We start from the raw sequence: 4,510 nt of genomic DNA on the forward strand, positions 1-4,510 counted from the left end.
GCCGTCGCGCAGGCCAAGGCGTTCGCCAGCGACGTGGCCGCCGAGGTGACCACCGACCTGTTCTCGCTCAGCGGCGCCAGCGCGACCGACGAGAAGTACGACCTGAGCAGGCACTGGCGCAACGCGCGCACGCACGCCAGCCACGACCCGGTGGCCTGGAAATACCACCATGTGGGGAACTTCATGCTGAACGACGTGCTCCCGCCGAACCATGGACAGCTGTGAGCCGATGACCGCTATCGACGAATCCAGGGAGGCGGCCGTGCCGGCGGCGCCGGGAGTTTCCGCAGTGGAGTTCCGCGAGGCCATGGGACACTTCGCCACCGGGGTCACCGTCGTCACCTCGATCGGCGACGACGGCGAGCCGGTCGGCACCACCGCCAACGCGGTGACGTCGCTGTCGCTCGACCCGCCGCTGCTGCTGGTCTGCTTCGACCTGAGCAGCGCCACCCTGCAGGCGATCCGGGGCCACGGCGCGTTCGTTGTCAACGTGCTCGGCCACCGGCAGCGCCACCTGTCGGCCAACTTCGCCAGGCGCGGCCTCGCCGCGGCGTGGGACGGGGTACGGCACCGCCGCGGGCCGACCGGCAGCCCGCGGCTGGACGGCGTCATCGCGGTCGTCGAATGCACCGTGGAGCACGCCCTGCCTGGCGGGGACCACGAGATCGTCGTCGGCCGCGTCCGGCACGTCGAGACCGACGGCGACGGCGCGGCGCCCCTGGTCTTCTGGCGCGGCGGCTACACGTCCCTCGACGGCGGCCTCCCCGCCTAGCGGGTCACTTAGGGCGCGAAGTGGACGTTATGTGTCCGGTTTGTGGTGGTTTTGCGGTGACTTTCGCGCCCTAAGTCGCGGGGAGCGGCCCGCTTCTTGCTGTTATCAGGTTCGGGCGTGGCGCGGCATTGGCGGTGTGGGCCACAGGTGCGAATCTATTGGCGGTGTGGGCCACACCGCCAATAGGGGTTAGCGGATGTGGGCTGTGATGAGCGGGGTGGCCGCGATGGACCACTTCGCGACGGCGGCGTTCAGGTCGGCGAGCTCCGGTTCTGTGACGTAGAGGCCGCGGGACGGGACCGTGGCGGCGAGCTCGACGAGCACCGGGCGGAGGTGCACCTCGACCGCGAGCAGGTGGCCCGGCCAGCCGCCGGTCATCACCGGGACCGCGACGACGCCCGCGAGGCCGTTGGAGCCATAGCGGTCGAGGAACGCCTTCAGCATGCCGGTGTAGGCGGCCTTGTAGGTCGGCGAGGCGAAGATGGCGATGTCGGCGCCGGCCACCTCCTCGGTCAGCCTGGTCAGGACCGGGTCGGACCAGTCGAAGAGGCTGGCGGCGTGCTCGGCGAGGTCGATCTCCAGGCGGCTGATGTCGCCGCCGAGCCCGGCGGCGAGCACGTCGGCGACCGCCCTGGCCACGGCGTGGGTGCGCGACTGGGGCTTGGGGTTGCCCGTGACGACGGCGATCGTTGTCATGAGGCGGCCGCCGGCTCGCGGACGTGCGTCGGCGCGAACGGCGAGATCGTCTGCGGCGCCTCGGCGGCGGGCGCCGGGTGCCGCCAGCGGCCGCGTTCCGCGAGGATCGGCAGCACGCCCTCGCCGAACCAGTACGCCTCCTCGAGGTGCGGGTAGCCGGAAAGGATGAACTCGGTGATGCCGAGGCCGGCGTACTCCTCGATGCGGTCCGCTACCTCGGCATGGCTGCCGACCAGCGCCGTGCCCGCCCCGCCGCGGACCAGGCCCACGCCGGCCCACAGGTTCGGCGCGACGGTCAGGTCGTGCCGGTCGCCCCCGCCGTGCAGCTCGCGCATGCGGCGCTGGCCCTCCGATTCGCTCTGGCTGAGGCCCGACTGGACCTTGCGGATCATCTCGTCGTCGACGCGCTCGATCAGCCGCCCGGCCTGCCGCCACGCCTCGTCGGCGGTGTCCCTGCTGATCACGTGCAGCCTGATGCCGAAGCGCAGCGTGCGGCCCGCCGCCGCGGCCAGCCCGGCCATCCAGCGCAGCTTCTCGTCCACGGCGGCCGGCGGCTCGCCCCAGGTCAGGTAGACGTCGGAATACCGCGCGGCGACCGGCCCCGCGGCCTGCGACGAGCCGCCGAAGTACACGTCGGGAACCGGGTCAGGCAAGCGGGAGAGCCTGGCCCGGTCGACCTTGAGGTGCGCGCCGTCCCGCGTCACCGTCTCGCCGCGCCACAGGCTCGTCACGATGTCCAGGAACTCCCCGGTCCGCGCGTAACGCTCGTCCTTGCCGAGGAAGTCGCCGTAGGCGCGCTGTTCGGCGGACTCGCCGCCGGTGACCACGTTCAGCAGCAGCCGGCCGCGGGACTGGCGCTGGAAGGTGGACGCCATCTGCGCGGCCAGCGTGGGGCTGATCTGGCCGGGGCGGAACGCGACGAGGAACTTCAGCCGCTCCGTCACCTCGGTGAGCATCGCGCAGGTCAGCCAGGCGTCCTCGCACCAGGCGCCGGTCGGCGTCAGCGCTCCCTCGAAGCCCAGCTGTTCGGCGCTGCGGGCGATCTGGCCCAGGTAAGCGACGGACGGCGGGCGGATCGCGCCCGCCGCGCCGGTCGCGACGCCGTGGCCGCCGCCGACGATGTCGCGGCCGTCGCCGTTGGTCGGCAGGAACCAGTGGAATCGCAGGGACATCGTCCGGTACCTCCGTGAGGATATATCTACTATTCCGATAGATTTACTGTACATGACTGGCGTGGGGCGCGGGGGACGCGGGCGGCGAGGTGGCCGCGAGGTATCGTCACGTCATGAGAGTGCGCGATATGCGGAAGCTCGTGCAACTGCGTCCGGTGTCGCTGAACCCCACGGAACGCCGGCTCAGCTCGTGCTTCGACATCGCTGATCTGCGCCGTGTCGCGAAGCGGCGGATTCCCCGGCCGGTCTTCGACTATGTGGACGGGGCGGCGGACGAGGAGATCGCCGTCAGGGCGAACGAGGCCGCGTTCCGCGCGTGGCGGTTCCTGCCCCGCGCGCTCGCGGGGGTAGGGACGCTGGACACGACGACGCCGGTGCTCGGCTCCCCGCTGCCGGTGCCGCTGCTGCTCGGGCCCGCCGGGTACACGCGGATGATGCACCCGGACGGGGAGATCGGGGCGGCGCGCGCGGCGCTGCGGCACGGGCTGCCGTACACGCTGTCCACGATGGCTTCGACCGGGATCGAGGAGCTGCGCGCCGCGGTGGGCGGCGCCGCACCGGGCTCGCTGTGGTTCCAGCTGTACGTGACGAGGGACCGCGCCCAGGCGCATGACCTGGTGCGACGGGCGGCGGACAACGGGTACGGAACGCTCATGGTGACCGTGGACACGGTCGTCGCGGGCAACCGAGTACGTGACCTGCGCAACGGGCTGACCATACCGCCGTCACTCACCCTGGGCACCGTCGTGCAGGTGGGCGCCAAGCCCGGGTACTGGTGGCGGCTGCTGAGCGGGCCGGCGCTGGACTACGCCAACTTCGCCGGCGGCCCGCGGACGACGGTACGGAAGACAGCGGAGTTCTTCGACCCGGACGTGACCTGGTCCGACATCGAGGACGTGCGGTCCAGGTGGGCAGGCAAGCTGCTGATCAAGGGGCCGCTCGGCCCCGCCGACGCGCGCCGCGCCGTGGAGCTCGGCGTGGACGGGCTCCTGCTGTCCAACCACGGCGGCCGGCAGCTGGACCGTGCGGTGGCGCCGGCCGACTTGATCGCGCCGGTGCGGGAGGCGGTCGGGCCCTCGTTCACGCTGCTCGTGGATTCGGGGATCAGGCACGGTGCGGACGTCATTGTGGCGCTGGCGCTCGGCGCGGACGCCGCCGTGCTGGGCCGGGCGTACCTGTACGGGCTGATGGCCGGCGGATCGGCCGGCGTGGACCGGGCGCTTGACCTGCTGACCGGCCAGTTCCGGTCGACGATGCAGCTGCTCGGCGTCACCTCGGTCGCGGACCTGCGCAAGCGCGGCCGCGAGCTCATCACCCGGGCGGCGCCATGATCTCATCGGGCCAGCTGCTCGGTTACGCGATCGCGTCGTTCCTCATCATCGTCGTGCCAGGACCCGGGGTGCTGTTCGTGGTCGGCCGTGCGCTGGCGCACGGCCGGCGGACGGCCATCGCGACCGCCGTGGGGCACGCCGGCGGCAACTACGTGGTGGCCGCCTGCGTCGCCGTCGGCCTCGGCACGCTCCTCGAGCGCTCGGCGCAGGCGTTCGTCGCGGTCAAGCTGGCCGGGGCGCTGTACCTGGTCTGGCTGGGGGTGCAGGCGATCCGGCATCGCCAGCAGCTCGGCGAGGCGATGTCCGGCGCCGTTCCCGCGCGGGCCGGCTGGCTCGCGCTGCGGGACGGGTTCGCGGTCGGCGTGACGAACCCGAAGGCGTACATCCTGTTCGGCGCGATCCTGCCGCAGTTCGTGAACCGCGGCGCCGGGCACGTCCCGGCGCAGATGCTGCTGCTCGCCCTGGTTTCCGTGTCCATCGGGGTGCTGTCCGACTGCACGTGGGGGCTGGCCGCCAGCGGGGTCCGCGCGTGGTTCGCG

Annotated in this window: 6 protein-coding genes; 4 read left to right on the forward strand and 2 right to left on the reverse strand. The window is 72.3% G+C overall.

All coding sequences use genetic code 11. From position 1 onward, the window contains the following. The coding region (locus WA805_RS27675; RefSeq protein WP_425243800.1) for an acyl-CoA dehydrogenase family protein at positions 1–225 on the forward strand (225 nt) is incomplete at its 5' end. A 4-nt stretch (positions 226–229) separates the two neighbouring features. Next, positions 230–772, forward strand: coding sequence for a flavin reductase family protein (locus tag WA805_RS27680; protein WP_422340315.1), 543 nt, complete (start codon positions 230–232; stop codon positions 770–772). A gap of 189 nt (positions 773–961) precedes the next feature. Here the strand turns inward: WA805_RS27680 and WA805_RS27685 are convergent, their stop codons facing one another. Both WA805_RS27685 and WA805_RS27690 read right to left on the reverse strand, forming a co-directional pair. Then, the gene (locus WA805_RS27685; RefSeq protein WP_422273135.1) at positions 962–1,468 is read right to left on the reverse strand and encodes an NADPH-dependent FMN reductase; all 507 of its coding nucleotides are present in this window, start codon (positions 1,466–1,468) and stop codon (positions 962–964) included. Then, complete coding sequence (locus WA805_RS27690) at positions 1,465–2,640, reverse strand: LLM class flavin-dependent oxidoreductase (RefSeq protein ID WP_425243801.1); 1,176 nt, start codon at positions 2,638–2,640, stop codon at positions 1,465–1,467. Before WA805_RS27690 ends, WA805_RS27685 begins: the two co-directional genes overlap by 4 nt. A 113-nt stretch (positions 2,641–2,753) precedes the next feature. Here WA805_RS27690 and WA805_RS27695 point away from each other — a divergent pair, with 113 nt between their 5' ends. Next, positions 2,754–3,971, forward strand: a complete 1,218-nt coding sequence (locus WA805_RS27695; RefSeq protein ID WP_425243802.1) for an alpha-hydroxy acid oxidase — start codon at positions 2,754–2,756, stop codon at positions 3,969–3,971. Then, positions 3,968–4,510 (forward strand): LysE family translocator (locus tag WA805_RS27700; RefSeq protein WP_425243803.1); only part of this gene is annotated, 543 nt, incomplete at its 3' end. The genes WA805_RS27695 and WA805_RS27700, both read left to right, overlap by 4 nt.

Origin of the sequence: Trebonia sp., from assembly GCF_049794275.1 — a bacterium.
Taxonomy (GTDB): Bacteria; Actinomycetota; Actinomycetes; order Streptosporangiales; family Streptosporangiaceae; genus Trebonia.

Excerpts from the sequence above, each read along its gene's own strand:
- WA805_RS27680 (WP_422340315.1), top strand. The coding sequence starts at position 230 with ATGACCGCTATCGACGAATCCAGGGAGGCGGCCGTGCCGGCGGCGCCG.
- WA805_RS27685 (WP_422273135.1), bottom strand. The coding sequence starts at position 1,468 with ATGACAACGATCGCCGTCGTCACGGGCAACCCCAAGCCCCAGTCGCGC.
- WA805_RS27690 (WP_425243801.1), bottom strand. The coding sequence starts at position 2,640 with ATGTCCCTGCGATTCCACTGGTTCCTGCCGACCAACGGCGACGGCCGC.
- WA805_RS27695 (WP_425243802.1), top strand. The coding sequence starts at position 2,754 with ATGAGAGTGCGCGATATGCGGAAGCTCGTGCAACTGCGTCCGGTGTCG.